Genomic DNA, 26689 nt, shown 5'->3' with positions numbered 1-26689 from the left:
AGTTAATTGCTTATACTGAATCGTTTAAAAGTAAATAAAAACAACTTCTTACCAACATATGGTATAGTTGTAGCTAAATTAGAAGTGAAGAGGATGGTGTAGATTTGAGCTTATTTCCTGTTACCTACTCGCTCTTGTCCAGGCAAGCTTTACTAGCGCATATCAAAGACCATTATAACTTTCAAGAAACTGTCCATTTAAAATACTTCCTTAGAGGCATGAACGATACCTATATTGTAGAAACGGGTTCAGGAAAATATGTCTTTAGAGTGTATCGGGCGGATCGAAGAAATCGATCGGAGATTGCTTTTGAACTGGATGTATTGAATTATCTCAATGAGAATGATGTAAACGCCTCCATACCAATCGCTCGAAAAGATGGCAACTTCATAAACGAATTTTGGGTCACTGAAGGTGTAAAACATGGGGTCATGTTTAGTTTTGCAGAAGGTCATGAAAAGCCGATTCATACCGTAGAAGATAGCTATTTATTTGGACAGTCCGTTGCTCACATTCATAAAGTGACTGAGCATTTTAGAAGTGAGCATGCGAGAGAGAATCTGGATTTGGAATATCTAATAGATAGACCGCTTGATATCATCAAATTACATATGGGGCATCGTCTGGAGGATTACTATTTTATTCATAAACGGATCTCAGAATTAAAGGAACAGTTGGCGAACAAGATCGAAGAAGGTTTGGATTGGGGGATTTGTCATGGAGACTTGCATGGCAACACAAATGCAGCCTTTACAGACGATGGGCAATTAACACATTATGATTTCGATATTTGTGGTTATGGGTGGAGAGCTTATGATATAGCAGAGTTTAGATTGGCAAGAGAAATTCACAGTGGTCATGATAAGGATGAAGTAGAAAGACTGTGGCAAGCATTTCTAAACGGATACAGGCAAGTAAGAGATTTAAGTAGAAATGATGTAGAAGCGGTCTCTATATTCGTTGTACTCCGACAGTTGTGGCTCTTTGGCTTATGTTTTACTGAAGCAGAGCTGATCGGTGGAGCGGACTTTGACGATGGATTTATAGACAGCAAGATGGAGTATTTCAGGAAAGTGATTTTCTGATCGTATGCATCGTTTTTCCGTAAGATTAGAGCTATCTAAGAAGAAAGGATGTCGTGAATGCGGAAGCATTAGCTGGAATTATTATGAATGATAAAAGGATGAGGAAAATGAATGAATTAAAAAAGGCTATTGAGTTTAGAGAATCGGGAAAACTATTGGAATCTAAAACTCTGTTACTTGATTTATTAAAGCTTTATCCGTCTAATCCAGATGTCTGGTACCAATGCGCTTGGGTACATGATCTGCTGGAATTAGAAAGAGAAGCGATACCTTATTACCAGAAAGCATTGGAATTGGGGCTTCAAGATGAAGATAGAAAAGGAGCATTACTAGGGCTTGGGAGTACTTATCGAGTATTAGGAATGTATGAACAATCCAAAGTAATTTTTGAAAAGGCAATACATGAATACCCAGAAGATAACGAATATCGTGTCTTTTTAGCAATGGCTAAATATAACTTGAAAGAATATGACCAGGCGATGGAAATATTATTAAAGTTGCTTTCTGAAACGAGCAGTGACACAGGAATTCAATCTTACAAAAAAGCGATACAGTACTATTCAAATAAGTTAGACAAGGTATGGAAATAAAGATGAAGAAAATAATGTTTACGTTGCACTAAGATCCGGACGTCTGACATACACCAAGCCATGAATACAGGAATCTTAGCAGATACGCTGGGATTAACGAATAGGAGCTAATCAATAATGTTTGAATTTCCAAATCAAATTCAAATAAACGATGAGAAAATAAAATCATTTGTTAGCTATTTGAAAAAAGAAAAAGTTGAAAGTTGTTTGATAAGTGTCGGAACAGACATTGTGCTTCAATATTCTAGAAATAATAAATCAAAAGACAAGCTCCACAAAATCAACTCATGCACCAAGAGTATTACTTCATGCTTGATTGGAATAGCGGTAGAGCAGGGATTAATTTCGGATATTCATACGCCGATTGTTCATTACTTCCCGTCGCTTCAGCAGGATCAAGACATCCGCAAACAAAGCATTACCATTGAACACTTATTGAGTATGAGTGCAGGATTTGATTGGCCAGAGCTGGGAGAATGGAATGGATGGCCCGCCATGATACATAGTCCTAACTGGGTTGATTATATATTAGAGCGCCCATTAAACGCCGAACCTGGTGAAAGAATGAACTATAATTCGGGCTGTAGCCATCTGTTATTAGCCATACTTCAACAGGTGTCAGGCATGAGTGCAAAAGATTTCGCAATAAAGGTTCTGTTCTCCAGTTTGAAGATCAAAGATTTCATATGGCATACAGATCCCCAGGGAGTTAATATTGGTGGGTTCGGGATACATATGTCTATACAAGATATGCATAAATTCGGCAGCTTCTATTTAAACAAAGGGCGCTGTGGGAAACGGCAATTACTGAGTGAGGAGTGGATATCCACTTCAACTCAACCAAAGTATTTAACCTATGATGGTATCGGTTATTACGGTCACCATTGGTGGGTAGCCGATGATTCATTAGATCCTTCTTTTTATTTCGCTATGGGTATGGGCGGGCAGTACATCTGTGTAGATCATTCCCAAAATATAGTTGTCGCCTTAACCAGTGATACGTACGGCGATACCTTCAAACCATTAAGAGCGATTACAGAACTTTTGCGATAATACGAAGAAATCAGCGCTTCTGCTAACAAAATTTTAATTCAGGAGGATTTTATATGATATTAGAAAAAGTCATAAATAAAATTGAAATACAAAGCGAATACAAGGATTTTGTTGATAAGTATATCGATAACCTTCTTACTGAATTCAAAGGCAAGATTCATAGCATCTATATGTGCGGTTCCATTCCCAAAGGAACGGCTACACCATTTAAGTCAGATGCAGACTTTACGATTGTATGTGAGGATCCCAAAGAGATTGATTACGAAAGACTATCAAAGATTAAAGACAGACTTTTGCAAGAATATCCAATACTCACTAAGATCGATACAATCATCTGCTCGATGGAGGATGTATTAAGTAAGCCCAATGAGTGGGGGTTCTGGGTGAAGGTCATTTGTATCTGCGTATATGGTCAAGACGTTGGTGAACAAGTACCACCGATCCAGATTTCTCCAAAGTTTATTTTGGACTTAAATACAGATACCAAGGAAGAAGTAGCTCATATACACCGTTTACTATCTACTGCTAGTGATCACACAATGCAAGTCCGATATATAAAAGGTTACTCTAAGCGATTACTTCGTGCTTTATACTGTTTGGTTTTGGAAGATACAGGTGTATGGGAAGATGATATGGTTACGATGAAGAATGCCATATTAGATTATTGTGAGATTGATCCTGCTTTAGTTGATTATCTGTATGCTTGTTACCTCGATAGTAATGTAAGTGTGGAAGAGTTTCTGGGAATTGCAGATGAAGTATATCGTTATTTCGAGAACGCTCTACGTGTAATGGCTACTTCTCGAGCTTCGTTGGATTAAAACTATATTTACACTTCGGATGACTCTTGAAAACGAGAGGGTATATTCAGTTACTAACAAAGTGTAGGTGAAATGGTAGAAGAGTTCTTCATTTGCTAGCGTGTATAATAGGTTGTCTTTAGAAATGCAGAATGGAAATATTGGGACCTGTATATTTAATTTCCCACTCAGGGGTTCAGAAAGTATAGTAGAAATAAAAATGGAAGAGGTACGACATATTTATGCAAAAACTATTACATGAAATCAATAATCAATTCGAACTCGAGGGTGATTCAGGAGCAGCTCCTATCGTTTCTCTCGAGTTATTTTTTGATGGTAATGAGGAAGAATCATCCATTGGATGTAATTTGTTAAATCATCCGGGTATTGATGTATTCTACGAGACATTGAAGAGTACCAAACAATTAATTGAAGTCCAAGATGTATTTGTGGAAATCTATGAGGTTGAAGAAAACGGATGGCCATTCTCTGAAAGAATATATCTATTATCCACTTTACATCAAGATGAATTAATGGATCGATTAAGGGTTCTGGAACCAAGTGATATAGAAGAAGGATATCAATTTGGTGAGCCGAAAGTAGCGCCATTATTGGAAGCCGGAATGAAGGTTTACTCCGTGTGGTGGGATTAATAGATGATGAGAGTAAACCAAGTGGACTTTATTTAGTAAGGAATTAATGTATGCAGATAAACAAATTATCATGGAGTGATTTTCAATTACTGAATGGAAAGCTGCTAGAACACTATGATTTTACTAATCAAATGAGGGAAGAAATCAATAATAAAACGAATAAAGTTATTGATCTGGATGAGGTAAAGTCCATTGATGTATTAGAATTGGTTCCCCATGTGTTAGGGGATGTGGAATATGAAAAGCAAGTAATCAATGCACCGCTGAATGTCTTTCATTTTATGCAGATCGAAGGATATATTGAGACATCAGTCAATGTAGCAGTAATGAATTTACAACAATTATCTGGAAAAGAAAAAAAGGGACAACATACCATATGATAATGAAGGAGATAATGTATGAAGGTTAAGATACTTTTATTGTTTTTTATTACGATAGTATGCTCATCTTGTCAAAATAGTAGTCAATCGAATATGTCGAATAGCGAAACTAAATCAATAGTGAATTCTGAACTTTCTCGTGATGAAGTGAGTACAGCTGACATAACAGAATCGAACAAAACAACTGAAGTTCATTCCAATTCTTCCAATAATGAAGTTTTACCTTTGAGCATCGGAAACTATGATTTGAAAGGAGAATTCTATGATGAAATGCTTCGAAATCCTATAGATCAGGATTATGAAGTGGAATTTAATAAATTACAAAATTCCAAAGAGTTCTCGACATTGGAATGGAGAGCGTTGGAGAGCAAATATACAGAGATTTGGGATAAAGAATTGAATCAAACATATAAAAAGCTTCTTGCTAAGTTAGATAAAGAACCAAGAAAAGCACTAATTGAATCACAGAAAGAATGGTTACAGTATCACTTAAAAGAAACAGAATTTGTAGAGAAGGCATTTATTAATAATAGTTACCTTGGTTCACAAGGATCTGTAAGCCTGGGCACAAGTATACGAGAGAGAATCAGGGAAAGAACGATGCAATTATTTGAATATCGATATTTGCTGGATGGTAAAGTTGAGTTTGTATACCAAGGTGAAAAATAAAATTGTATATCTGTTCCGCTTGCCCGCTCCGCACCTGATTACTGTGCAGGGATAATACTACCTTACCAATCAAACTTACATACAGAAGAGCGCAGAAGGCGAATTCATTTGTTTTTTGAAGCGTATGTAATTCCTGTTCCTAATAAACTTAAACATCGGATTACTGAAAGATTGACTATGTTATGCGATACTTTAAGTAAGGGTGCTGCAGATGGGAACCCTACTTTTCAAAAGATAGTTGATGAAGGACACTTGGCACACAATGAGGAACCTGTTTGGAATGGAGTGTGATACATATGGAATGCTTGGGATGCAGAATCGCCAACAATATTGAACCTAATCTAAACATCATTTATGAAAATGAATGGATTACGTGTGTGCTGGATATTGCTCCTTTTAATGAAGGGCATACTCTAATCCTTCCCAAACGACATTACCTCGATGTTGATGAGATTGATCCACAGACTTCATATGCAATCATGGATGCCTCACAAATGCTCTCAATTGTTTTGAAGAAAGTATTTAAACCCGATGGAATAAGGATTTGCCAAGATGGAGGAGTATTTAATGATCTGACCCATTATCATATGCATCTCATTCCAAGATACCAGGGCGATGGATTTACTTGGGGTGAACCTCTGCATCCGGACGGAGCTGAGAACCGACTAAGCCAAACCAGAGAACGGATTTTAAGAGCATTGATAGAGTAGTGAAAACTGTATATAAACATGATTAAAGCATACTATTCATGCGGCATACCTAGGTCTAGGCAGAGCACTCTATGCTGTGGCGAGAATAAAGAAGCACTACCTGAGAGATACGCAATTCTTATAGATAAGGGTGATCCATTTGAGACAAGGACTCATTGTACTGCTTAACGGAACCTCAAGTTCAGGAAAGACAAGTATTTCCAATGAACTGATTAATCAGAAAGAGATTTTATTCCACCATTTATCACTGGATGAGTTTTTTGATAATTATAATGACTTTGTTAATAATAAGTTGATAGGTACATCTCCAAAAGAAATAGATCATCAAGTTGTCTCACAAATTGTAGATGATTCGGTATTCTCAGTGTATCATTCGACAGTTAAGCTCTTTTCGGAGATGGGTTTGAATGTAATAGCAGATACTGTGATGGATAGTGACAAGCGGTTTAATGAATGCCTCGATATGTTTGCTGATCAGTCTGTATTGTTCGTAGGTGTACAATGCTCCAAAGAAGAACTTGCACGAAGAGAACAAAAAAGAGGAGACCGAAATATTGGACTGGCAAGTTTTCAGTTCGATCACATTTATCGTTTTGACGAATATGATCTTGAAGTAAATACGGAGGCATTGAACCCAGCAGAATGTGCGAAAGAAATTTTAAACTTTATACAATCTGGTCAAGATTACTCAGTATTTAAAAAGCTGAATAAGAGAAATGTTAACAAATACGAATAAGTTGTGATGTAAAAGACGACATGAAACTAAATAGTTTAAAAAAGTTGTCTTTTACTATTTTAGTGCATGATATAGGAGCCGTTCTGGATGTTAAACAAAATGTGGAGGATCTAAAATGGATTTTGATATCATACAAGTTAATCAGAAGCATAAAGAAGTATTGGAAAATCTCATGCAATTTTATATTTATGATTTCTCGGAGTTTCTCCAATTTGACGTAGAAGATGATGGGCAATATAGTCCGTATCCTTTAGAAGAGTATTTTCAAGAAGGCAATCAACGATTTGCTTATATTATCAAAAAAGAAGAGAAGTATGTAGGGTTTGTGTTGGTTCATTTCATTGATTCTGCAGAACTGCGCTATTATTCCATTGCCGAATTTTTCATATTGAAGAAGTATAGACGAGAAGGAATCGGTAGGTCCGCAGCAGCTCATATATTCAATATACATAAGGGGTTATGGCAAGTACATCAGATTGAGAGTAATCGGCCAGCCCAGATATTTTGGAATAGCGTAATTAATGAATACACAAAAGGCCAATTTGAGGAACGGATCGAGAATGGTAAAAGAATACAAACGTTTACCAGCTGATTGAGACAGACACTTTACCATACAAGTTGCGAGTATGTATTATTTGATGACTGTTTGGCAGGCGGTTTGTCATATTGGAAAATTTCATCTTGGAATTATGCGAATGAAGATGAAGGATCAAAAGATTGTATAACACTGTATTCATCTCTCGGCCGTTCGTCTTCAGCCCAAATTGGCAGGATCACGTCGTATTAGTCCCATCAATATGTCGCAAAAGTACATGGTAACGCCAAGTATAGATCGTTTATACTCCCTTTATAGTCGATAATGAAAATCATTATCATACATAAGGGGGATTTACCATGAATAGAGAAATGAAAGGGCGAGCGTCCAGAAGCTGGGGAAATGCTGCCTACAAATCGAGATTAGGGATAGGCTTACTGCTGGTCCTTATGCTTATATTGACTGCCTGCGGAGCCGGAACCGGTGCGGATAACAGCAAGCCGTCTGCGGCAGCCGCTAAGACCCCTGCGCAAACAGACACAAATACAGAAGCTTTTCCCGTTACCCTCAAGCATATGAAGGGTGAGCTGGTGCTGAATGAAAAGCCGAAGAAAATTGCCGTACTGGATGTGAAGTTTCTGGATCAGATGTTGGCGGTTGGTGAGAAGCCGGCAGGCAGTGTGATCGCCGGAGGCAATACCGGTTTCCCGGAATATTTGGGCGATCAGCCGAATGGTGTACAGATTCTCGGTACCCGGGATGAGCCTAATCTGGAAGCTATTGTATCTTTGGAACCGGATCTGATTATTATGACCGATTTTCAGGAGAAACAGTATGAGAATGTTAGCAAAATTGCACCGACTCTTGTATTGGACTTTTATGAAGATTGGCGCGATACACTGTCCACGATCGCCAAAGTGACGGACAAGCCAGCCGAAGCTGAGAAGGTGCGCCAAGCTTACGAGGATAAAGTAAACGGGCTAAAGGCGAAGCTAGCTGAGAAGCTGGGCGATGAGACGGTAGCTCTGATTCGTCCGAGAAAAGAAGGTATTCGCATTCACGGGATTCAACATCGGACTGGCGAAATTCTGTATCGGGATTTGGGCTTGAACATGCCGCCGATGATTCAGAAGGTTGGCGAGGAAGGTTCACTTGAAATCTCAATGGAACAAGTTCCCTCAATCGGCGCTGATCGTTATTTTGTACTCTCGGACGAGCTGTTTGCCGCAGAGGCTGAAGCAATGGCGAACAACCCGGTATGGAAATCGCTGGATGCGGTCAAAAATAACCGCGCTTACGACGTGAATTCCACCTTATGGATTGCCTATTATGGCCCGCTTGCCATCAATCTGATCGTAGATCAAGCGGCAGAAGCCCTGCTTGGATCGAACTAAGATGGACCATTATCTCTCGAACGATTTGTGGAAACAGACGGCATCCAAACATTCGATTTTGCTGGGTGAGCCGCCTGAAAACAGTGTCCGTATCGTTGCTTTGAGTGATCTGTACGAAGAAGCGGCATGTCGGGATTATATCCGCTGGCTTCAGACGTATATCGATGCGCCTGACCTGAAAGTTGCAGCTTCGATGTTAGTCAAGCGCATCGGCTATCTATGGACCGCTCCGCTGATGACGGCCCTGACTTTTCATCATCGACATGTTTCTTTCTCGCTGCAAGATAGCTTTCTGTATCACCCGGCGCTCATTGAGGAGGGCGGGACCCGTTTTCCTTTTCTTGCAGTCAGCGGTCTTCGGGCAGAAGCGCTCACAACAAACCGGGAAGTCCAGCGGGAAAGGGCGCTGGAGGAGATATTTGCGTTGCAGCTGACTCCGCTGTTCAAGATGCTTGCTGCAATCGCGCCGCTTCCGATGAGTATCCTTTGGGAGAACATTATGGTGCGGATCGGTCCGCTGTATAAGCTTGAAGCAGGTGAGACGGGAGAGGAGCATCAGCATGTACAGGCAGATTTCAGCTATTTGACCCAGGAAGCGCCCGGAGCTTTATTTGACCAAAGACGGAATCCATTTACCCGATTTACAACATGCAAGGACCAAATTCCGATTGCCAAAAACGAACGAATTACCTGCTGCTTCTATTATCAGATGTCCGGGGAATATTGCAGAAAATGTCCGAAAATTGACACTGAGAATAAATCTCAATTAAAATGACAACAGCAAGCATGTTACTTTTGCTAATTGTCAGGAGATGAGAGAGATGCCGCTGCTGCAGCAGACAAGTCCATGGAGTGAAACGACAATCAAGATGCTTGACGGGTACAGTGATACTTTGCAAGCAGGCGGTGTTCTTAATGTTAATAAAACCGAATTCGCCTCGAATGTGCTGCTGCTAGCAGTAGGCGGGGAAGGGGAGCTTGCAATGAATGGGGAAGTTTGCCGCATTGGAGCTTCTTTTGCTTGTCATATTGTAAAAGGTACTTCGTTTAGGCTGACGTGCGGAACAGATGAACTTTATTATATGGTGATTACATACGAGGCTTTTGCCCTGGATGGAGCGTCACCTGCCATGCCTTCGTATCGTAAACATCCGCTGCAAATCTCTTTTATTCAGAGTGCGACCATTCATACACAGTGGGTGCAGCAAGCCGAGAAAATCATCGCCAAATGGCGCCGCGGCGAAGGGTTGGAACATTTTCATGCCAATGCGCTGCTGCAAAGCATGATCTATGAGCTGATTATGGAGTATGAACGCGGTCAAGGTGACGCAGAGTCGGACAGAGTGGATGTAGTCGCATCCTATATCGCCTCGCATTATCGCCGGAATCTGGAGCTGCAGGAGTTGGCAGACCTTGCAGGATGCAGCATCCGGCAACTCCAACGGAGATTCAAGCAGGAGAAGCAGTTGGGACCGATGGAGTATGTAAGCAAGCTGCGGATGGAGAATGCATCGCGGATGCTGCAGTATACAGACGCTTCCATTGGAGAAATCGCTGATCGAATCGGTTATCGTGATATGTATTATTTCAGCAGGGTGTTCAAAAAACATTACGGCGTCTCCCCTCTGCGTTATCGACTTGATCATGTTTCCAAAGCGGATGAAGAATACACGAAGGCTTTGCTGCGCAATCGAATAGCTTCGTCGTACGACTCGGCGGAAGGAACGGTCATCTGCCATATGCGGGGAGAATATCAAGTGAAGAGACCGCCACAGCGTATCGCTGTACTCGATGTGCAGTATGCTGACCATTTGCTCGCGCTTGGACTGTCTCCAGCAGGAAGTGTCGGATCCGGCAGTGTGTCGATCCATTTTCCGTCATCGATTCGGGATAGACTTCAGGGCGCTGAACTGCTCGGAACGTATGAGTACCCGGATCTGGCAGCTGTAGAGCAGCTATCGCCGGATCTAATCATTTGCACCGAGGTTCATGATCGTCATTTTGAAAGGTTAAGCCGGATTGCTCCCGTCCTCATGTTCAGGCGCAACGAGAGCTGGCAGACGATTCTGGGAGTTTTCGGTGAACTGACTGGCAAAAGAGCGGAAGCCAAAATCATCCTGGCGGATTATTACCGACGCACTGCGCTGCTGTCCGAAGAACTGGCTATCGTATTGGCAGAACAAAGTGTGGCTCTAATCCGTCCGCTTGATTCGCTCATTCGCGTTCATTCGGTTGCCCATCGTACGGGTGCTGTACTGTACAAGGATCTTGGTTTGCCTATTCCATTATTTGTGGCGGATACTTCGGATACGGCGTATCATATTTCCGTAGATAGACTTCCGGCTGTACAAGCCAGCCACTATTTTCTGCTTAGCAATAGGGCGATGCAGGCCGGTATATCAGCGACCGAGCAGCAGGTGCTGGACATGCTCGATAATCATGCGGATCAGCATATCCACTGCGTCGATGCGGTAACCTGGATTGGTTGTTACGGACCGATTGGGATCAATAGCATCGTGGATCAGATTGAGCAGGCTTTGTTGACTGGATTATAGAAAATAAAGATTTTGAGAATCGAAATGGTAGCCGACAGACCAGCCAATCGTATAGAGGAAGATACTTATACTGCGTTCATCAAACCATTGCTTGGTATTTCTCACTTGCTAGCACAAGCAGGTCGTAAACATGGAATAGGAACCGAGATACCTTCAAATATATAGATAATAAATTATAAAGAAGGGTGAATCATGAAACGTACTCATAATCTAAAGTTAGCTTTTCTGTTTCCGGAGATTGCATATGACATCATTCAAAAGCTAAAATACGAAGAAAGAATGGATCTGTTAGATCAAGTACCCGAACTCAACATCATCAGTCTATGTGGATGTGAAGATCCGAGTTGCGGATCATTCTACACAGTAGAGCCTTCTATAACAGAAAATGAATCCTTAAGCCATGAAGGATATGTAACAAAATCAGGACTAATGGAAGTATTTGATGGACAGATTGGGTTTTTCGAAATTATGCCTAGTGAACGGGGGCGAGAAGTCAGAAGTAAAATAAATGAGGCATTTCGAAGAATTGCTGAGCAATAGATAATATCGCATCAATATTATAATAAGAATAAGGCGAATCCAACATAATGAAGGAGAATTATTTTGAATAATATTCAACTAAAGCGAATAACGAGATTTGGATTTGTTGACAGTTATGTTGATGGAGAAATAAAAAAATGTGAATATAATACGGACTTTTATGACATCATTATCGATGGCAATTCATTATATAGTATTTTTGAAAGTTATGACTACATATCAGTGTTGGGACAAATTAATGAAGAATTACAACAAAATGAAATTAAAAAACTTTTATTAGAAAGTCCGTCAGAATTAAGAGCGGGGCGATATTTTATTTTTGTATGTCCAATGTGTGCGGATCTTGGTTGCGGAGCAATCACAGTATCTATCAAGCGAGAAGAAGAAAATATCATATGGGATGATTTTAGATGCGAGAATGATGAAACAAGCAAGTCTTTGAATATGGGACCCTATAAATTTTTTTGGGAAGATTATTTAAGAAGTATATTAAGTGCAAGTCTTTAAGAAATGAAAAATAGTAATCCTGAGAGAGAAAACTAATTAGAGCCTAGTAACATAGTCATGAATTCAATTCACATACCGATCTATTAGCCTGTCTAGGAAAAGGGATACATATGTACTCTTGCTAGACATACTTTAAAAAGAAGGTGTCCGCATAATGAATTTTAACAACACAATCATTTACTTTGTGAGACATGCAGATTCTACCTTCATTCCAGATATGGAAAGAGAAAGAGGAATATCAGAAAAAGGAAAGGCAGATACAATCAGAATAATAGAAATACTACGCAATGAACATATTGATCTGTTCATATCGAGCCCTTATGAACGAGCTATTGAAACGATCCGAGGATCTGCAATTGAATATGAGAAAGAAATCAGCATAGTTGAAGATCTTAGAGAAAGAGCAATTGGTGTTATTCCAGATAACGGATTTACAGCAGCCAAGAGACGGGTATATGACGATTTTAATTTTGCTTATCCGGGTGGCGAATCAAGTAATCATGCACAAAAGAGAGCTGTTGAGGCTTTACGAATGCTATTAGATAAACATCAGGGCAGAAAAATGGTGATTGGAACACATGGAGATATCATGACGCTAATGATGAATTATTTCGATAAGCAGTACAGCTACGATTTTTGGAGTTCATCGACGATGCCGGACATGTACAAAATGGAATTTAAGGGCGATATATTAGTTGAAGTAGAGAGAATATGGAGCTAATCAATATCTACTATATAAAGAAAGGAATGATTTTTTGAAAATCTATAATTTTGATAAAGATACAGGGAGAGAAATTACCAATTTTGATAGTAAACAATCTGTCTTCTCAAGAATTATTCAACATAACGAATCATTACATATAGGCTGTATGTTTATTGGACCCGAAGGAATAGTCGGCTCACATCCAGCGACGATCAACCAGTTATTTTTAGTCGTTCAGGGTGAGGGATGGGTAAAAGGTAAAGAAGGAATACAATACCAGATTGAATCTGGAAAAGCAGCTTATTGGGAGCCAGGTGAAGTGCATGAATCTGGATCAGAACAGGGAATGACTGTAATCGTGATAGAGGGGGAAGATCTGCAACCTTTGATGAGCGAAGTGAAATTGACCGTTAAAAACACTTTATAGCCAAGCTATAAATATAAAGGATGGAATCATATTGACTAGACCTCCTATTTTTTCAATACATTCAATCGTATCGACATCCAATGAGGCAATACGAGTAAAAGGCAGGGCACTCGACATCATTGAAATAAAGTCTAAAGTATTCGATTCGAATTCTAATATTGGTACGATTGAAGAAATCACGATAGAAGACATACAGGTTCGAAAGCTCGATATTATGTCAGAAGGTATAATTACAATAACAGGTATTACAAAAGATTTTCAGATGAAAGAATTGTTATATGAAGATCGATTAGAGGAGTATAAAGAGACTATAACTTTTGAACAGGCCAAGAATATGGCTGAACATATGAGTCGTCAAGTTTTATTGGATTATGTAGACAATCCCAATATGTCCTTTTTGGATGAGCTTGTATTAGAGGCGGACTGTTGCTGGTTCTTTTTTTATAATCCCCAGATCATTATTCCACAAGATAAGTGGTTATTGCACATATTAAAAGCCTATGCCATTTCGAAAAAAGGCAGCGTGAGTCATACCTATAATTACTTGGATGATCCTGTGGAAGCAAAAGACTATTTGCATGCAATGTCAGGATACTTTAGGAAGAGAGGACTTTAAAAAAAGAGTAAAGCCTGAAACATATATTAAATAAACGGAACTCTAGAGACTTATAATATCTGATTTAAAAGAGAATGAAAAATATGTCTAGAACAATAGTTTTAAATAAACTGAAAAAGAAAGATCTATTATTATCGAAATCGAAGAAGAACTGGATATATTGTAGCGCAACATCTATACTGGCTGTGTCCGCTATTTGATTACAGGAATACTATAGCCAAGAGCCGTCTTTGAAGTAGTATCTATTCGAGACAACCTTCATAATTAATAGTAGAGTCTATTTTAAAATTAAAGAGTTGTAATCGAATTATTATATCTTATGACAGGAAGGTGGATTCGTATGATTACATTCGAAAGAGATAATAATAAGTTTAATTTCAGAGTGGCAGGCATTGTTGTTCATAATAATCGGGTTTTGCTACATACTACATTAAAGGACGACTTCTGGAATCTTCCGGGAGGTCGTGTTGAATTCAATGAATCGACAGAGCAAGCCGTCTTGAGAGAAATCAAAGAAGAGTTGGATGTGGAAGGTGAGAATCCAAAACTCCTTTTTATTAATGAAGATTTCTTTGAATACGATGGTTTGCAATTTCATGAGATTGGTTTTTACTATCTGGTTTCTTTTCCAGGAGGACATGAAATCACAAAGCATACAGACGAATTTCCAGGAGTAGAAGACGATGGCAGACTTATTTTCAAGTGGTTCCCTATCGATGAATTGCAAGACTTGGAAGTCTACCCGGAGATTCTGCGGACTGAATTGCTCCAATTGAAAAGAAGCGATCATATTCAGCATTTTGTGAATCTTCGGTAAATCGTTTAGTAAATAATTCAAATAGATAAGAGGGTTCGTTAATGAGAGCATATATTCAAACAAACAAAAATGGGGAGTTCTACAATGTAAATGCGTTTGTGGCATATGAAGGATTCATGTCATTGGGTTGGGAAACGGTTAAATTTTATGAGGTGAAAGACATCAAGGATCACCATCAGGAAGATATTGTAGTCGGTGGAATTGGTAATGTGAGAAGTCGGCTGGCACTGCTTGGTATTGAGAGAAATAAAGAAGAAATTGATTATCCTCATTCGTTATCTCCTTATTTTGGTAGAAGGATATGGACAACAACGATCCAGGAGCTTTTCGAAAATAATCAGAACTGGAATGTATTTGTTAAACCCAAGGATATCACCAAGAAATTTGCTGGTAAAGTAGTTAGAGAATATAAGGATTTCATAGGTCTCATAGAAGAAGATGCCAATACCACTGTCTGGTGTTCCGAGATTGTTGATTTCAGAACAGAATGGCGCTGCTTTATTCGCTATGGAGAGATTCTGGATATCAGACCGTACAAAGGTGCCTGGGATTCAAAATTGGACCTTGATATAGTGAATAACGCTATCAATGATTTTGCCGATGCGCCAGCAGCCTATGGATTGGATTTTGGCATAGATTACGATGGAAATATGAAGTTGGTAGAAATTAATGATGGTCATTCTCTCGGAACCTACGGAATAGCTCCTGTAAACTATGCGAAATTCCTCACCGCCAGATGGTCAGAGTTAACGGGAACGACCGATTATTTGAGACATTTGTAAGCGTAGGTGAAGAGACACTTCTTCATAACAGCGGAGCTCCAAGCTCTACTTCCGGAAAGCGGCGATCTGCGCCTCTCATCAAGCTGTCACTTTGTCCCTTCAGATACTCATCGAAAAAATCGAGTACACAAGCATTAATCACCGTATTCGCTCTCTCCGGTACAATCTGTCCGGTAATACCTACCATGCGGAACAGTGGAGAAATGAACTGAACATCGGTGAAATTCAAATGTTCAGTATGCTCGATATAGAGAACCTGCCCTCCTTCACTAATAGTCTCGCGCATTCGTTGCAGCTCCAACTTTTTATCTGCCGCTACCTGATCTTCCCACTCTCTAGTTGAACCCATTTGCTCAATCTCTGCATCCGTATAAGGCTTGTTTTCACGCACTCTTTTTAATTTTGTGAATTCGCTTTGTGAGGTGATAAATAAAAAGGGCTTGTGCAGCTGCTGTCGATCACGGAGTCGATAGAGTCCGCCATCCAAGTCGATTCCGGCCGTAATCCGTGGATCAAAAGAAGCATCATAAGCGGTTGCGCCACCGATCGAATGACCAAATACGCCGATATGATCGAGATCTATTTTCCCCTGAAGCTTACTTACGATCTGTCCGGATTGGATCAACTCCAATTGATCCAGTGTAAAAGCTACATCATCCGTAAGCACTTTTCCCAATGTATCGCGATTGCTGCGTTCGGTCTGATAGTCATGGTCAGGTGAGAATAATTGATTAGTAGTACTGGTCGTGATTTTTCCATCTGGAAATTTGGTTGCAAATGTATTATAGGTATGATCGATGGCTGCTACGATATAGCCGTGACTGGCAAGCTCCTCGGCCTGCGAGGTGTGGAGGAACCTGGAAGAACCATTACCGGGATTTACCAGGATCAGAGGATAGGCAGCCTGCGCTGGAGAGATAACGGCGCCTGTGTACGAATGACTGGATACATACTTCAGATGCTGAAAAGTAAAATCAGGAAGACCATAGTCTGCTGCCATATAATCCAAAATCCGGGTGTCCGGAATCCAGGGAGCATAATCACCAGCACCTGCTTGAGCCGGGTACCATACCTGAACCATTAATTCCCGCTTGCTGTCTCCGGTTTCGCCAAAAGTCTCTTTTCTATTCGTATCCACGAAGTGAAAAGCCTGTGTGCCTACCTTGAATGAACCAGTAGGTGATGGTAACGGAAATAGAGGGAAAGCATACAGCAGTCCTGCCGTGATAACCAGGCTAACTGCCATAGCACTATAAGCTATACCCCGCAGGATTCGCGAGATTTTCCAAGGAGCTGCTTTCTGGAAATAGGCATACGCCGAAACTGCTAAACAAATAAACGTGATGCCATACAGGAAAAGTAGCTGAATTCTGTACCCTTCTACTACCCACTGAATGACTAGAACCAGTGCAGTAATGCCGCTTGCAAAGAAGAGCGGTACTCTGCGGCGATCTTTTCTCAACACAATGCTCAAAGTAAACAGTCCGATAATGGAAACAAAAAGCAGCAGCTCAAACAGTCTCATCCTGATCTCCTTGTGAAAATGAATTTGTGTGTTCTTATGTGATATTGCCGGATGTATTTAAGTTATTGAAATACCTCGTTAATACGCTGCAATGTCATCAAGTGATCTGTTGGTATAGAATAAAAGATAAGATGTCCGAGAGAAGTAGTTATTAGATTGTTGAACGCATTTACATGAAGTAAATAATTAAGCAGAGACATCCCGGTTCTCCTGTTAAAGACATTCAAGAAACAACCAACATGATGTAGACGAAGATTTTTTTCATTTTATAACATTCGTAACAAAGAAAGATTCGGCATCTCATGCTGATGAATAGAAAAGATGAGAGGCTGATTCGATGAGTTTTGATATAAAAACCTATTTAGCAACCTATTTTGAAGATATACAAATAAAGTGTCCTTTGTTTTATAACGCACCGGTAGGCATTCAATTTGAACTGGGAGTAACTTATCGTGGGGTGGATGATCCCAAATACTTCATGACGGTTCATCTGCGCGCCAAATTAATTGTAGAAGCTTTATTTGATGAAAAAGATGAAGTGATCATACTGGTCCAGACTTTTAAATATGTAGAACCGTTTTTAGATTTTCAGGTCGGTGATTCCGTATTTTCCGCTTCGTATATTAAAGGTAATCTCGAGGGAAGAGTGCAGTTATATGATGAATCCCCGCAGTATGACGAAGATGATGGAACTCTTATTGGCTATTCCCAAACATTCTACATACAGTGCCTATGGTCCGAAGTGAATAATTCCAATTTGATAAGGGCCATTGGCAATCAGGATTTTGCTAGAGAGCCATTTACCAGAGATGATATATTTTTGCTAAATCCCAAACGTCATACGATCTGGCACATGTATGATGATAGAGGGCTTGATGTGATCGCGAATAATAAGAGCGAGTTGAAATCGTTATATACCACATTTAATGATTGGATCCTGGATTACGACCGGGAGAGAATAGACCATATTATGATATGAAGCGAGGAGACCCACCATGAAAATAGATATCGCTGTCGATACTGACTATGATTTTATTGTGACCAGAGATCACCATATTGCCAAAGAGCTAGTCGAAGCCAAGATCCATGGAAATGAGATTTATATTTTGCGAGAAGCGGATCAAGAAATCGGATGGATGAGGTTTAATTATTTTTGGGACAATACTCCGTTTATGAATATGATATGGATTGATGAAGAATATCGGGGCAGAGGATATGGCGCTCAAGTGGTGAAGTATTGGGAAGATCTTATGCGAGAACAGGGATTTACAGTAGTCATGACATCTACCCAATCCAATGAAGAGGCACAGCACTTTTATAGAAAGCTGGGCTATCAGGATGCTGGATGTTTACTGCAAGACAATGAACCTTTGGAATTGATTATGTCTAAAAAACTGTAGTTATATATGAATTTGGTTAAAGCAATTTGTCATTGTCGTTCAAGATACTAGGACTTCAGCAGATGATTGTTAATCCAGAAATGAGGTACATATCCGCATGATCACATTACGAAAGATTACATTGGAAAATAGACGTGATATCTTTAATCTGGAGGTCTTGGAGGAGCAGAAGAAATATGTGGCATCCAATTTGTCGAGTGTAGCTTCGTGTTATGTGCTTTCGATCAATGGAGGGAATCCGTTTCCGCTGGCAATCTATGCAGAAGAACAGCCAGTTGGTTTTGTGATGATTACCTATGGAATTACCGGATACGATCTTCCCCGGATAGCAGAAGGAAATTACTGTATATTACGATTAATGATCGATCAACAATACCAAAATAAAGGATATGGACGCAAAGCTATGAAGAGAATAATTGAATTTATTCGTACATATCCAGCCGGACCTGCGAAATACTGCTGGATTCCATACAGCCCTGACAATACTTCAGCCCGAAAATTATATGAAAGTTTTGGCTTTCGGGATAATGGCGAGATTTGCCATGATGAATTAATTACTGTGCTGCAGCTTTAGGTCGCTGAGAATTGAGAAGGAACATCTTTATTTTATTCACATATAAACACAATATAAGATGAACGAACATGTTCTTAAAGAGCTAGAGATGATCCGACAGCTGCATTTACCGGATGGATATATTGCTGCCGGATATGTACGATAGATAACGATCAAAGAAAACTAATTGGATAAATAGGAGGAATAGTAAAATGGAACACTTTTTCGAGAAGTTTCAAAAACAACTGGTAGACGCGTTACGTTCCGATTGTGCGGGACTGATCAAACATATAGGTGCAGAGAGACTGTATGCGGTTGCGCTGGTTACAGACAGCGATGCGGGTAGCGTATATCTGGGCATGAATACCGAGGAATCCCTGCAGCGACGAGTGGAATACTATAATCGGGAAATGGACGGAGGTTATTCATCCGATCATCCAACATTGCGCTGGATGCCGGATGAATGGGGATATAGTGACAGCGATCTGGGACGTTCATGTCTTGTTGAAGTCAGTAATATGTTATTGAACAGGGAAGACTATAGTGACGAATCCCGTGCAGCGTTTTATGAGACGGCTACTCAGGCACTACAGAAGCTGGATGAGGAAGGTGTATTTGCAAGCATACCACGCAGCAGCTTAACTTTGTTCGTATCGGTTACAGACGATGATGAGACAGAGCAAGTAGAAGATTACTCGGCGAAGTTGCTGAATCCCCAGGAAGTATATCAGCAGTTTGCAGAGCGATTCGATGGAATAGAAGATGCAGAAGAATAGGCTGAAAGGCTGTAAAAGCCAATTTGGCATAACGAAAGGTGCATTCAAACATGGGATATTATTTTAATGGAATTCTGACTTCGATCGAAGCCTGGGATGCCTATAAAGGGAAATATTATAATATTTGCGCGATCGAGCTGTATCCAAATATAATCGCTATACCGATAAGTGATGATTTTTATGATGAAATCAATAAAGAGCAAATAACCAAGGTACAGGATTATGAATATCTGACTGATGCACTCAAACAGTTGTGCTCCGATTTCTCCAAGATTGCTAGAACAGCCTATATTGAGGCAGAATATTTTGGGGGTGTAGGTACACAGAACGCAATAGTATGGGAGGCATCCAATATTATTTTTGAAGAAACTTTGAGTGGGAATGCTATAAATAAAGCACTGCAGCAACTGTGCGTGACCAGAACAGATGACCGAGACGAATTCGATACCGTGCAGCTGGGAAGACACCGATCGAATGAACGCTGGTTAAAGGAAGAAAAACATGTATAATAACGATCCAGGCATTGAATTCAATCGACTATGCACATATTTTGGGTGTCAAACAGTCACAAATACTTGAATAGGATTTGCTGGGCAAGCAATCGCCACAAATCATACTTGAGTATAAATTCCGATAAAGGAGAGAATTACATATGCCCAAAAAGAAGAAGACTTTACCCGAAAACTTTGAAGAGCTTATTGAAGCTGGAGATCTATCGGCTTTGAAAGAGGTATTTACCTTATGTGAACTGGATGCCCGAGGCGGTTACAGCAAATCAACAGCGCTGAGCTTCTACAATGTGCCGGCCGATTTGGTTCGCTGGCTGGTAGAACAAGGTGCCGATATTAATGCGGTAGATAGTTACAAAAAAACTCCTTTGCACAGTCATGCGATGAGTTGGTGTGGGCATACCGAGCTTATGCTGGAACTGGGTGCAGATCTGGAAGCATTGGATTACCGCGGCGAGACGCCATTGTTTGCTGCAGTATCCTCTTACAAACCCGAGGCAGTTCGTGTGCTGATCAATCATGGAGCAAATGTGAATGCCAAAAATGGCATAGGGCAGACTCCACTTGAAAAAGGATTAGCATACTGCAGAAATAACAATATTTCCGATATGGCAGAAATAGCGGATCTGCTGCTTGCTGCGGGAGTAGCCGTCACCCCAACAATGAAAGATTCTGTTCAAAATATCGGTAAAGAATTCGAATTCCATCGGGAAGGATTTAACAAAGATTCTCTGAAGCAAACCGATAAGGCACTGCAGCATCTGTATGAGCTGTTCGATGTTGCACCGGTTGGGAAGCGGAAAATTCATGATGGTGTCTCCCCGATCATTGTCTCTGCACAGACTTGGCGGGAGCAGCATGATGAGCTGTGGAAATGGCTGATTCCATCCAAGGGACATGCGCACACGGTTCAAGGTGAAGTGATACGGATTACCGGCAAAGTCCTTTATGAAATTAGGGATAACGGAGGCGGTAACTGGGATAATCAATTTCGTAAAATGCTTAGTAGCTTGATTCATCACTTTAATTTGGGGAAGCCATTGGACGCTACTGTCATCCAGGAAGCAGAAGAGTTAGTTCAACATCTGCATAACGGAGACAACGATATTGAAGCTGAAATATTGTGTGAGCTAGCTGTACAATGGGTGCTCCGTAATCCCAATCCAATACTGATGGAAGAGCCTGACTACAAGCGGTAATAGAAGTTTGCCTTATTCATATGATTGCTTTATTCCTATAAAAGATAATGATTGTGTTATATTCCTTTTTCGAAGCCTATTCAGCCCAGAGAAAGGGATATTTTTTTACAGAGAACATGTACTTGTACTACATATGACTAACTATTTGCTACATGTCGTCGTTTTGTTCGATAACGGATAGAAGGAGGAGCATTTATGAAGGTGCGTCTTACGGAATACGATACTCGCTGGGTGAAGATGTATGAAGATGAGACCCGACTATTGAAAGCAATATGGGGTGAGAAAATTATTTGCTTTGAGCATTTTGGTAGTACAGCGGTGCCAGGAATGAAAGCAAAACCGGTTATTGATATGATGCTTATGGTTCGGGACATTGAGACGATCGATAGGTTTAGTACCCGAATGGTAACACTCGGATACGATGCAGCAGGAGAATGGGGAATACCAGGAAGACGTCTGTTTCGCAAAGGTGGAGAGCAGCGGACGCATCATATTCACATATACCAGTGGAATAACCCGCATATATCCAGACATCTGATTGTACGAGATTATCTTCGGATGCATCCCGAAGAAGTAAAACGTTATAACGCAATGAAAGAAGAGTTGGCACAGCTTTATGAGGATACGAGCGGCTACAGCCAAGCCAAAAAGCCTTTTGTACAGGACATGGAGACGCGGGCACTGAAGTGGTATGCTACCTAAAATCGATCATAATTCAAAAAAATATTTGGAAATTTGCGGTAAATAGTATGTATAATTGGACCAAGCGGGATATATCCTATTTTGGAGGAGTGGATGAAATGAGCCTGGCATTTCTGATTGTTGATATGCAAAAGATTCATTTGCATAACCAAGTGGAGCAACGGATGGTAGATCATGCTTGTGAATATATCAATTATGTTGCAGATCTGCTTCGTTCCCATAACCATCTTGTCGTACATATCCAGGACATAGAAGGGCGTGAGGAATCCAATCAGCAAGAATATGAATTTATTCCAGATATTCGCATGGAGGAGAGCGATCTGACCGTAACCAAAGAGTATTCCAATGCTTTTTGGCAAACCGATCTGGAACAGATTCTGTTGGATCATCATGTTGAATTGATTATTATTGCAGGCCTTGCAGCGGAGCACTGCGTATTGTTCACGTATAATGGAGCGACAGAAAGAGGATTTCGACCGGTGTTGCTGCAAAATGGAATTCTGAGTACGCATAGTGATATTATTACTTCCACGTACAGAGACCGAAACCTGATTTCCTATCCGGTCATCAAGTATATGGTAGATCAATAAAAGATAGGAACCTTCCGGATGTAACGGTCGTATCTGAGCGAATTTTAATGCATTTCTATATTAGTGGATATTGGGCAAATAATGGAGATGCACCCAAAGGGAAAGGGACAATAAATGAACACCAAATTGATTATGGTCGAAGGACTGCCTGGCTCGGGAAAATCCACCATTTCACAGCTTATAGCAGATATGCTCAGGGAACAGGGAATGAACGTTCAACTATTCCAGGAGGGCCACCTGGAGCATCCTGCGGATTATGAGAGTGTTGCTTGTTATACAGAGAAGGAACTAGATCAGCTGTTATCTACATATGAGGAATACGCGGAATTATTGAAAAGTAGAGTGATTCAGAATGGCAATGACTTCTTGGTTCCTTACCAAAAAATAAAAAATGAGTTGGGATTGGATGAGCTGAATCAGCTGTGGGATGAAATATCCCAAAAAGATATTTACGAGCTGCCTTTTGAGCAGAATAGGAGAATTATTACAGATAAATGGGATCGCTTTCAACGAGAGGCATTAATTAGTGACTCTATATTTGTCTTCGAATGCTGCTTTATGCAGAACCCGCTTACCGTAGGTACAGTGAAATATAATGTGCAGAAGCAGGAAGTTATTGATTATGTGATGCAATTGGGAGAGCTTATGAAGCCGCTACATCCGTTGTTTGTCTATATTGATCAACCGGATATTCGATCTGTGTTTGGAAAAGCAGTACGAGAAAGACCGAAAACATGGTCCGATGGGTTTATTGATTATTATACCCGTCAGGGATTAGGCAAGGCGAAGGGGTATCATGGTTTGGATGGAACGATCCAGGTTCTCGAAGAACGAAAGAATATCGAACTAGAGATTTTTGATTTGTTGGATATAAGCAAGGCAAAGATAGATAATTCTGAGTATAATATTAAAACATGCAAAGAAGAGATAACAAAAATCCTTAAAAGTATTTAAATAAGACTGATTAAATGAATGAGAAAAACGATGGAATGGTGGTAGGTAAAGATGCTTCAAGATAAAGAAATAACAGTGAATGAATTTCTTGGATACATCCGATCAGGACAGAAAAACTTTTATCGGATTGAGGTGTTGGATATTGGAGAAGTAAAAGGTGAAGTATGCGATGATATCGTATTTAAAGAATGTGGCATGGCGGTAGATTTTTCCGGGTCAAGTTTTAGAAATGCCAAATTTATTGATTGTAATATTAAGACCTGCAGCTTTAAAAACACCAATTTAACAAATGCTGAGTTTATAGGTAACGGAGTTTGTTCAGTAGAATTTTATAATGCACAGATCGAAGGAATCCTTTTTCAAAATAATTATTGGCATAGTTTTGAATTGACTCAGAGAGACATTATGAGAATGGTTAAAGAAGAATTTTACGTTGAATAATTTATAAAATCATCTATATTATCTTCTGTTTTAACATAATAAATGAACCCAATTTTATGATCGGTAATTCATATATCTGAGATTTATTGAATGACGGTTTTTAAATTGAAAACAGATAACAAGCATAGTGAATGTGATTTAATGAAGCAAAGCCTAGAATTCTAATATAAAAAGCGAGGTAACAACCTGGTTTGTGGTAAACCAGAATGCAAAGGAAATACTAAAAGAAGAAGAAATAAAGTGAAGCTTGTTAAATGACCATGATCCAAATACATATCAGATGAAAGCAGGCGAGCAGATGATCAGCAAACATAACGCACCTCATTACAAATGGGGCGAAAATTGTGATGGATGGCGATTAGTGGATAAAGCGAATAAAAGTATTATCCATGAACATATGCCTGCAGGTACTTGTGAGGCAAGACATTTCCACAATAAAGCCGAGCAATTTTTCTTTGTTCTGTCTGGCATAATGACGATTGAATTAGATGGTGCAAAGTATCAGTTGAGTGCACATGAAGGGATCGAAGTACCAGCTTTGTTACTGCATCAGGTATTTAACCATTCGAACAGCAGTCTGGAATTTCTTGTGATCTCTCAGCCTAATACACGAGGCGATCGAATAGCTGCTGAGTAAGATTATTTGCTGTCATTCATAGAGTCTGCTCTTATGACAAAGCAGCATAATATTACACAGGAAAGGACGAGCAGCAAGTGACTATTATCAGTATAGAAGGAGCAAGTGCAGCAGGAAAGACAACCACTTCAGCTACGCTTGCGATTCGCAACAACGCTCTTCATATTCACGAAGTCGCTGCCTGTTGGGAAAAGCCGGAGCCCATCTATCCCAAATGGTTTTTTGAACGACAAGTAGATCGGTGGAATATGGCCACCAGGCAAGAACCGACTAAACAGGTGATTATCGATATCGATTTGTTTCAACCCTTTTGGTATAACTGATCATTTGATTTTACGTTGTTCGATGGACAGAGTCTCGAATTTGTGGAGCAATTTTATAGACTGTTTATAAGCCGGTAGGGATTAGGCAAGGCGAAGGAGTATCATGGTTTGGATGGAGCAATCCAGGCTCTCGAAGAACGAAAGAATATCGAACTAGAGATTTTTGATTTGTTGGATATGAACAAGTGGAAAATAGATAACGCCGAGTACAATATGGATCAGTGTCAAAAGAAAATAAGAGCCATTCTTGAAATGGGAGAGCAACTAGTGAGAAAATACGCTTTTATAACGGATCAAAGCAAGATACAGAAAGTTATGATCTATGAGAACGATCAAGACGTCTATCTGTTCACTTACGATACGAAGGAAGATCTTCCCTGTATACACGACTATTGGTTCGATAATCTGGAAGAGGCAGAAGAATATTGTAGCGTATTATTCGGAGACGGCGTATTGGAGTGGATAGATGTTGAAGATCCAGGTCAGGAAGAAGCACATGATTTAATCATTTCCAGAAAGCGATAGAAGGGATATGAAATAGGGCTTGAAGATACTTTTTATATGCAGCCGTAATAAATGGCGCAGTTTAACAGCAGAGAAAGTTTTTGATGGATATAACGGCTATGAAGTAAGGTCTGCAGGAACCGAAGATAGTGCAAGAATCAAAGTGACCGAAGGACATATTGGCTGGTCAGATTTGATTTTTGTGATGGAGAAGAAACACTCAAGAAGATTAAAGATGAAATTTTCGGATAGGTTGGCTGATAAAACATTAGTCTGTCTGGATATACAGGATGATTATGGTTTTATGGATGAAGAATTGATTGAAATACTGAAAGCCAGAGTGAGTGAATATATCGAAGTACCTGAATAGACAAAGTATCATATGTAGTTAGCAAGAGAAGGGAGCGTTTATGAATCGTAAAGGTATACAAAGAACAATAGTACTATTAGCTCTTATATTTATAATCGTTTATGCGTTTAAGAACTCTGGTTACTCTCTGGTGGAACAGGCAGCGATCAGGAATTCCTTTCCATTTCAGGATGGCACAAAGGTCTATGAGAACGAAGAGACAGACAATCAAACGGTAATATGGAAAACGGATAACGGATACTATGCAAAGTTGGTGGAATCGAAATGGGGATTTCTCTACCATGTATCGAATGTATCCATGTTACAAGTCTTATCACCTCTAAATGGGAAAGAGGGAGATATCGAGCGAACATGGTCGGCCAATTTAAATTCAGATAATAAATATGATACTATATTTGCCGTCAAATCAAATAATCCTGAAATTAAAAAAGTGATTATAAGCAACGATAATATTGATGATAACATTTCAACAGATATTCATGAAATAAAGAAAGAATCTACTTTATTTATGGAATTGAATCTGGAAAATGGTTTTGCAGCAACGTATAAAGAGCTAAATGTAAACGATGCAGGCGGGTTTGTATTTAGAGGAGTAAACGAGAAAGGTAAAGTGATAGTATTAGGAGTCTAAAATTTTTTTTGAATACTACCTGG

At 39.8% G+C, this 26689-nt stretch carries 36 protein-coding genes; 35 read left to right on the top strand and 1 reads right to left on the bottom strand.

Annotated elements, in window-relative coordinates; translation table 11 throughout:
- Positions 1–104: 104 nt before the first annotated feature.
- From WH46_RS13145 to WH46_RS13045, 20 genes are all read left to right on the top strand, one after another.
- The gene (locus WH46_RS13145; protein WP_046226970.1) at positions 105–1085 is read left to right on the top strand and encodes a phosphotransferase enzyme family protein; all 981 of its coding nucleotides are present in this window, start codon (positions 105–107) and stop codon (positions 1083–1085) included.
- Positions 1086–1192: 107 nt separating this feature from the next.
- Complete coding sequence (locus tag WH46_RS13140) at positions 1193–1675, top strand: tetratricopeptide repeat protein (RefSeq protein WP_046227266.1); 483 nt, start codon at positions 1193–1195, stop codon at positions 1673–1675.
- A gap of 117 nt (positions 1676–1792) precedes the next feature.
- Complete coding sequence (locus WH46_RS13135; protein WP_046226969.1) at positions 1793–2728, top strand: serine hydrolase domain-containing protein; 936 nt, start codon at positions 1793–1795, stop codon at positions 2726–2728.
- 53 nt (positions 2729–2781) lie between these two features.
- On the top strand, positions 2782–3549 hold the full coding sequence (locus WH46_RS13130; RefSeq protein ID WP_046226968.1) for a nucleotidyltransferase domain-containing protein: 768 nt from the start codon (positions 2782–2784) through the stop codon (positions 3547–3549).
- A gap of 221 nt (positions 3550–3770) precedes the next feature.
- The gene (locus WH46_RS13125) at positions 3771–4181 is read left to right on the top strand and encodes a hypothetical protein (protein WP_046226967.1); all 411 of its coding nucleotides are present in this window, start codon (positions 3771–3773) and stop codon (positions 4179–4181) included.
- A gap of 50 nt (positions 4182–4231) precedes the next feature.
- On the top strand, positions 4232–4561 hold the full coding sequence (locus WH46_RS13120) for a hypothetical protein (RefSeq protein ID WP_052714223.1): 330 nt from the start codon (positions 4232–4234) through the stop codon (positions 4559–4561).
- An 18-nt stretch (positions 4562–4579) separates the two neighbouring features.
- Positions 4580–5230, top strand: a complete 651-nt coding sequence (locus WH46_RS13115) for a lysozyme inhibitor LprI family protein (protein ID WP_046226966.1) — start codon at positions 4580–4582, stop codon at positions 5228–5230.
- A 296-nt stretch (positions 5231–5526) separates the two neighbouring features.
- Positions 5527–5940, top strand: a complete 414-nt coding sequence (locus WH46_RS13105; protein ID WP_082208399.1) for an HIT family protein — start codon at positions 5527–5529, stop codon at positions 5938–5940.
- A 139-nt stretch (positions 5941–6079) separates the two neighbouring features.
- Positions 6080–6676: a chloramphenicol phosphotransferase CPT family protein gene (locus tag WH46_RS13100; protein ID WP_046226964.1), complete on the top strand. Its 597-nt coding sequence runs from the start codon at positions 6080–6082 to the stop codon at positions 6674–6676.
- Positions 6677–6791: 115 nt separating this feature from the next.
- On the top strand, positions 6792–7268 hold the full coding sequence (locus WH46_RS13095) for a GNAT family N-acetyltransferase (protein WP_046226963.1): 477 nt from the start codon (positions 6792–6794) through the stop codon (positions 7266–7268).
- A gap of 302 nt (positions 7269–7570) precedes the next feature.
- Positions 7571–8605 carry an ABC transporter substrate-binding protein gene (locus WH46_RS13090; RefSeq protein ID WP_046226962.1) on the top strand — a complete coding sequence of 345 codons (1035 nt, stop codon included), beginning with the start codon at positions 7571–7573 and terminating at the stop codon, positions 8603–8605.
- A gap of 1 nt (position 8606) precedes the next feature.
- A complete protein-coding gene (locus WH46_RS13085) occupies positions 8607–9380 on the top strand; it encodes a (2Fe-2S)-binding protein (protein WP_046226961.1) in 774 nt (257 codons plus the stop codon).
- 46 nt (positions 9381–9426) lie between these two features.
- Positions 9427–11160 carry a helix-turn-helix domain-containing protein gene (locus tag WH46_RS13080; RefSeq protein ID WP_046226960.1) on the top strand — a complete coding sequence of 578 codons (1734 nt, stop codon included), beginning with the start codon at positions 9427–9429 and terminating at the stop codon, positions 11158–11160.
- Positions 11161–11352: 192 nt separating this feature from the next.
- A complete protein-coding gene (locus WH46_RS13075; protein WP_046226959.1) occupies positions 11353–11700 on the top strand; it encodes a hypothetical protein in 348 nt (115 codons plus the stop codon).
- A gap of 63 nt (positions 11701–11763) precedes the next feature.
- The gene (locus tag WH46_RS13070) at positions 11764–12207 is read left to right on the top strand and encodes a hypothetical protein (protein ID WP_052714221.1); all 444 of its coding nucleotides are present in this window, start codon (positions 11764–11766) and stop codon (positions 12205–12207) included.
- Positions 12208–12361: 154 nt separating this feature from the next.
- The gene (locus WH46_RS13065; RefSeq protein ID WP_046226958.1) at positions 12362–12928 is read left to right on the top strand and encodes a histidine phosphatase family protein; all 567 of its coding nucleotides are present in this window, start codon (positions 12362–12364) and stop codon (positions 12926–12928) included.
- A 34-nt stretch (positions 12929–12962) separates the two neighbouring features.
- Positions 12963–13337: a hypothetical protein gene (locus tag WH46_RS13060; protein WP_046226957.1), complete on the top strand. Its 375-nt coding sequence runs from the start codon at positions 12963–12965 to the stop codon at positions 13335–13337.
- Between the two features lie 31 nt (positions 13338–13368).
- Positions 13369–13953: a hypothetical protein gene (locus WH46_RS13055; protein WP_046226956.1), complete on the top strand. Its 585-nt coding sequence runs from the start codon at positions 13369–13371 to the stop codon at positions 13951–13953.
- 340 nt (positions 13954–14293) lie between these two features.
- On the top strand, positions 14294–14770 hold the full coding sequence (locus WH46_RS13050; RefSeq protein ID WP_046226955.1) for an NUDIX hydrolase: 477 nt from the start codon (positions 14294–14296) through the stop codon (positions 14768–14770).
- A 41-nt stretch (positions 14771–14811) separates the two neighbouring features.
- Entirely contained in the window at positions 14812–15552 is a 741-nt protein-coding gene (locus WH46_RS13045; RefSeq protein WP_046226954.1) for an ATP-grasp domain-containing protein, read from the top strand.
- Positions 15553–15574: 22 nt separating this feature from the next.
- Here the strand turns inward: WH46_RS13045 and WH46_RS13040 are convergent, their stop codons facing one another.
- Positions 15575–17077 (bottom strand): alpha/beta hydrolase family protein, encoded by a 1503-nt coding sequence (locus WH46_RS13040; protein WP_046226953.1) that lies wholly within the window; start codon positions 17075–17077, stop codon positions 15575–15577.
- Positions 17078–17414: 337 nt separating this feature from the next.
- On the opposite strand from WH46_RS13040, the gene WH46_RS13035 reads away from it, so the two are divergent.
- From WH46_RS13035 to WH46_RS12965, 15 genes are all read left to right on the top strand, one after another.
- Entirely contained in the window at positions 17415–18056 is a 642-nt protein-coding gene (locus WH46_RS13035; protein WP_046226952.1) for a DUF3885 domain-containing protein, read from the top strand.
- 16 nt (positions 18057–18072) lie between these two features.
- A complete protein-coding gene (locus tag WH46_RS13030; protein ID WP_046226951.1) occupies positions 18073–18477 on the top strand; it encodes a GNAT family N-acetyltransferase in 405 nt (134 codons plus the stop codon).
- Positions 18478–18574: 97 nt separating this feature from the next.
- Positions 18575–19051 (top strand): GNAT family N-acetyltransferase, encoded by a 477-nt coding sequence (locus tag WH46_RS13025; RefSeq protein ID WP_046226950.1) that lies wholly within the window; start codon positions 18575–18577, stop codon positions 19049–19051.
- A 191-nt stretch (positions 19052–19242) separates the two neighbouring features.
- A complete protein-coding gene (locus WH46_RS13020) occupies positions 19243–19806 on the top strand; it encodes a DUF4303 domain-containing protein (protein WP_046226949.1) in 564 nt (187 codons plus the stop codon).
- Between the two features lie 50 nt (positions 19807–19856).
- On the top strand, positions 19857–20315 hold the full coding sequence (locus WH46_RS23395) for a hypothetical protein (protein ID WP_052714220.1): 459 nt from the start codon (positions 19857–19859) through the stop codon (positions 20313–20315).
- Positions 20316–20458: 143 nt separating this feature from the next.
- Positions 20459–21514, top strand: coding sequence for an ankyrin repeat domain-containing protein (locus tag WH46_RS13010; RefSeq protein WP_046226948.1), 1056 nt, complete (start codon positions 20459–20461; stop codon positions 21512–21514).
- A gap of 195 nt (positions 21515–21709) precedes the next feature.
- A complete protein-coding gene (locus tag WH46_RS13005; RefSeq protein WP_046226947.1) occupies positions 21710–22216 on the top strand; it encodes a GrpB family protein in 507 nt (168 codons plus the stop codon).
- 98 nt (positions 22217–22314) lie between these two features.
- Entirely contained in the window at positions 22315–22806 is a 492-nt protein-coding gene (locus WH46_RS13000) for a cysteine hydrolase family protein (RefSeq protein ID WP_017811927.1), read from the top strand.
- A gap of 114 nt (positions 22807–22920) precedes the next feature.
- Positions 22921–23760 carry a P-loop NTPase family protein gene (locus WH46_RS12995; RefSeq protein WP_046226946.1) on the top strand — a complete coding sequence of 280 codons (840 nt, stop codon included), beginning with the start codon at positions 22921–22923 and terminating at the stop codon, positions 23758–23760.
- Positions 23761–23811: 51 nt separating this feature from the next.
- The gene (locus WH46_RS12990) at positions 23812–24201 is read left to right on the top strand and encodes a pentapeptide repeat-containing protein (RefSeq protein ID WP_046226945.1); all 390 of its coding nucleotides are present in this window, start codon (positions 23812–23814) and stop codon (positions 24199–24201) included.
- A gap of 298 nt (positions 24202–24499) precedes the next feature.
- Positions 24500–24838: a cupin domain-containing protein gene (locus tag WH46_RS12985; protein WP_046227262.1), complete on the top strand. Its 339-nt coding sequence runs from the start codon at positions 24500–24502 to the stop codon at positions 24836–24838.
- A 77-nt stretch (positions 24839–24915) separates the two neighbouring features.
- On the top strand, positions 24916–25161 hold the full coding sequence (locus WH46_RS12980; RefSeq protein WP_052714219.1) for a hypothetical protein: 246 nt from the start codon (positions 24916–24918) through the stop codon (positions 25159–25161).
- Positions 25162–25269: 108 nt separating this feature from the next.
- Positions 25270–25686 carry a hypothetical protein gene (locus WH46_RS12975; protein ID WP_046226944.1) on the top strand — a complete coding sequence of 139 codons (417 nt, stop codon included), beginning with the start codon at positions 25270–25272 and terminating at the stop codon, positions 25684–25686.
- Positions 25687–25705: 19 nt separating this feature from the next.
- Positions 25706–26035: a low molecular weight protein tyrosine phosphatase family protein gene (locus WH46_RS12970; RefSeq protein WP_046226943.1), complete on the top strand. Its 330-nt coding sequence runs from the start codon at positions 25706–25708 to the stop codon at positions 26033–26035.
- Positions 26036–26075: 40 nt separating this feature from the next.
- Entirely contained in the window at positions 26076–26666 is a 591-nt protein-coding gene (locus WH46_RS12965) for a hypothetical protein (protein WP_046226942.1), read from the top strand.
- Positions 26667–26689: the final 23 nt, after the last annotated feature.

This window comes from Paenibacillus dauci (assembly GCF_000971985.1).
In the GTDB taxonomy this organism is placed as follows: domain Bacteria; phylum Bacillota; class Bacilli; order Paenibacillales; family Paenibacillaceae; genus Saccharibacillus; species Saccharibacillus dauci.
Note: the sequence above shows the minus strand (reverse complement) of the source record. Positions and strands in the feature narration are given on the sequence as shown.

What these genes read in the sequence shown, in the direction of transcription:
- WH46_RS13140 (WP_046227266.1), top strand. Translation starts at nt 1,193, where the DNA reads ATGAATGAATTAAAAAAGGCTATTGAGTTTAGAGAATCGGGAAAACTA.
- WH46_RS13135 (WP_046226969.1), top strand. Translation starts at nt 1,793, where the DNA reads ATGTTTGAATTTCCAAATCAAATTCAAATAAACGATGAGAAAATAAAA.
- WH46_RS13130 (WP_046226968.1), top strand. Translation starts at nt 2,782, where the DNA reads ATGATATTAGAAAAAGTCATAAATAAAATTGAAATACAAAGCGAATAC.
- WH46_RS13125 (WP_046226967.1), top strand. Translation starts at nt 3,771, where the DNA reads ATGCAAAAACTATTACATGAAATCAATAATCAATTCGAACTCGAGGGT.
- WH46_RS13120 (WP_052714223.1), top strand. Translation starts at nt 4,232, where the DNA reads ATGCAGATAAACAAATTATCATGGAGTGATTTTCAATTACTGAATGGA.
- WH46_RS13115 (WP_046226966.1), top strand. Translation starts at nt 4,580, where the DNA reads ATGAAGGTTAAGATACTTTTATTGTTTTTTATTACGATAGTATGCTCA.
- WH46_RS13105 (WP_082208399.1), top strand. Translation starts at nt 5,527, where the DNA reads ATGGAATGCTTGGGATGCAGAATCGCCAACAATATTGAACCTAATCTA.
- WH46_RS13095 (WP_046226963.1), top strand. Translation starts at nt 6,792, where the DNA reads ATGGATTTTGATATCATACAAGTTAATCAGAAGCATAAAGAAGTATTG.
- WH46_RS13090 (WP_046226962.1), top strand. Translation starts at nt 7,571, where the DNA reads ATGAATAGAGAAATGAAAGGGCGAGCGTCCAGAAGCTGGGGAAATGCT.
- WH46_RS13085 (WP_046226961.1), top strand. Translation starts at nt 8,607, where the DNA reads ATGGACCATTATCTCTCGAACGATTTGTGGAAACAGACGGCATCCAAA.
- WH46_RS13080 (WP_046226960.1), top strand. Translation starts at nt 9,427, where the DNA reads ATGCCGCTGCTGCAGCAGACAAGTCCATGGAGTGAAACGACAATCAAG.
- WH46_RS13075 (WP_046226959.1), top strand. Translation starts at nt 11,353, where the DNA reads ATGAAACGTACTCATAATCTAAAGTTAGCTTTTCTGTTTCCGGAGATT.
- WH46_RS13065 (WP_046226958.1), top strand. Translation starts at nt 12,362, where the DNA reads ATGAATTTTAACAACACAATCATTTACTTTGTGAGACATGCAGATTCT.
- WH46_RS13050 (WP_046226955.1), top strand. Translation starts at nt 14,294, where the DNA reads ATGATTACATTCGAAAGAGATAATAATAAGTTTAATTTCAGAGTGGCA.
- WH46_RS13045 (WP_046226954.1), top strand. Translation starts at nt 14,812, where the DNA reads ATGAGAGCATATATTCAAACAAACAAAAATGGGGAGTTCTACAATGTA.
- WH46_RS13040 (WP_046226953.1), bottom strand. Translation starts at nt 17,077, where the DNA reads ATGAGACTGTTTGAGCTGCTGCTTTTTGTTTCCATTATCGGACTGTTT.
- WH46_RS13035 (WP_046226952.1), top strand. Translation starts at nt 17,415, where the DNA reads ATGAGTTTTGATATAAAAACCTATTTAGCAACCTATTTTGAAGATATA.
- WH46_RS13030 (WP_046226951.1), top strand. Translation starts at nt 18,073, where the DNA reads ATGAAAATAGATATCGCTGTCGATACTGACTATGATTTTATTGTGACC.
- WH46_RS13025 (WP_046226950.1), top strand. Translation starts at nt 18,575, where the DNA reads ATGATCACATTACGAAAGATTACATTGGAAAATAGACGTGATATCTTT.
- WH46_RS13020 (WP_046226949.1), top strand. Translation starts at nt 19,243, where the DNA reads ATGGAACACTTTTTCGAGAAGTTTCAAAAACAACTGGTAGACGCGTTA.
- WH46_RS23395 (WP_052714220.1), top strand. Translation starts at nt 19,857, where the DNA reads ATGGGATATTATTTTAATGGAATTCTGACTTCGATCGAAGCCTGGGAT.
- WH46_RS13010 (WP_046226948.1), top strand. Translation starts at nt 20,459, where the DNA reads ATGCCCAAAAAGAAGAAGACTTTACCCGAAAACTTTGAAGAGCTTATT.
- WH46_RS13005 (WP_046226947.1), top strand. Translation starts at nt 21,710, where the DNA reads ATGAAGGTGCGTCTTACGGAATACGATACTCGCTGGGTGAAGATGTAT.
- WH46_RS13000 (WP_017811927.1), top strand. Translation starts at nt 22,315, where the DNA reads ATGAGCCTGGCATTTCTGATTGTTGATATGCAAAAGATTCATTTGCAT.
- WH46_RS12995 (WP_046226946.1), top strand. Translation starts at nt 22,921, where the DNA reads ATGAACACCAAATTGATTATGGTCGAAGGACTGCCTGGCTCGGGAAAA.
- WH46_RS12990 (WP_046226945.1), top strand. Translation starts at nt 23,812, where the DNA reads ATGCTTCAAGATAAAGAAATAACAGTGAATGAATTTCTTGGATACATC.
- WH46_RS12985 (WP_046227262.1), top strand. Translation starts at nt 24,500, where the DNA reads ATGATCAGCAAACATAACGCACCTCATTACAAATGGGGCGAAAATTGT.
- WH46_RS12965 (WP_046226942.1), top strand. Translation starts at nt 26,076, where the DNA reads ATGAATCGTAAAGGTATACAAAGAACAATAGTACTATTAGCTCTTATA.